The organism is Brachybacterium sp. AOP25-B2-12, assembly GCF_052378625.1.
Classification (GTDB): Bacteria; Actinomycetota; Actinomycetes; order Actinomycetales; family Dermabacteraceae; genus Brachybacterium.
The window spans coordinates 1-906 of sequence record NZ_JBQSXW010000073.1 but is presented as its reverse complement, the minus strand read 5'-3'; the positions used below and the strand labels follow the sequence as shown (position 1 = coordinate 906).

The following is a 906-nucleotide window of genomic DNA, read 5'->3' as shown; positions in this document are numbered from 1 at the left end:
GTGAATCGCCCCGGGTTTGTTAGAGGCTCGCAAGTGCCGCGTCGGCGGGTGCCGGTGCGGGGTGGTTGTGATGGTAGGTGTCCTCGAGCTCGACGGGCGGGATCATGCCGATCTCGCCGTGCAGTCGCCGGTGATGGAACCAGTCGATGTATTCTGCGGTCGCGATCTCGAGGTCGTCGATGTTCTTCCAGGGCCCGCGGTTGCGGACCAGTTCAGCCTTGAACAGCGAGTTGAAGGCCTCGGCCAGGGCATTGTCATACGAGTCGCCGGTGGAGCCGACCGAGGCGGCCGCGCCGGCCTCAGCAAGACGCTCGGTGTAGCGGATGGCGACGTACTGAACGCCCTTATCGCTGTGGTGCGTGAGCCCGGAGACGGCCTGGCCTGCGTGATCGCGGGTCCAGATGCCCATCTCGAGCGCGTCCAACGCGAGGTCCGTCCGCAGCGACTTCGACAGCTGCCAGCCGACCACGCGGCGGGAGAACACATCGATGACGAACGCGGCATACACCCAGCCGGCGAAGGTGCGGCAGTAGGTGATGTCCGCGACCCACAACTGGTTCGGAGCGGTCGCGGTGAAGTCACGTTCGACCAGGTCAGGACTATTATCCGGGCCACGACCGGAGATCGTGGTGCGCGGGCCCTTGGCCCGGCTGACCCCTCGCAACCCCGCGCCGCGCATGAGCCGCTCGACCGTGCAACGCGCGATGACGACGCCCTCGCGGCGCAGCTGGGCGTGGACCTTCTTCGCCCCGTAGACGCCGAAGTTCGCCGCATGGACGCGGTGGATCTCGACCAGCAGTTCCTCGTCGCGTAGTGCTCGCTTCGAGGGTGGGCGGGTCTTGAACGCGTAGTACGTGCTCGGCGCGATCTGCGTGCCCGCTGCGGTCAGCGTTCGACAGATCGGCT

The 906-nt window shown here is 66.8% G+C and carries 1 protein-coding gene; it reads right to left on the bottom strand.

Features of this window, described 5'->3' with window-relative positions; genetic code table 11:
• Positions 1-19: 19 nt before the first annotated feature.
• On the bottom strand, positions 20-906 hold an 887-nt coding region (locus tag ACT3TZ_RS15200; protein WP_444584249.1), incomplete at its 5' end, for an IS3 family transposase.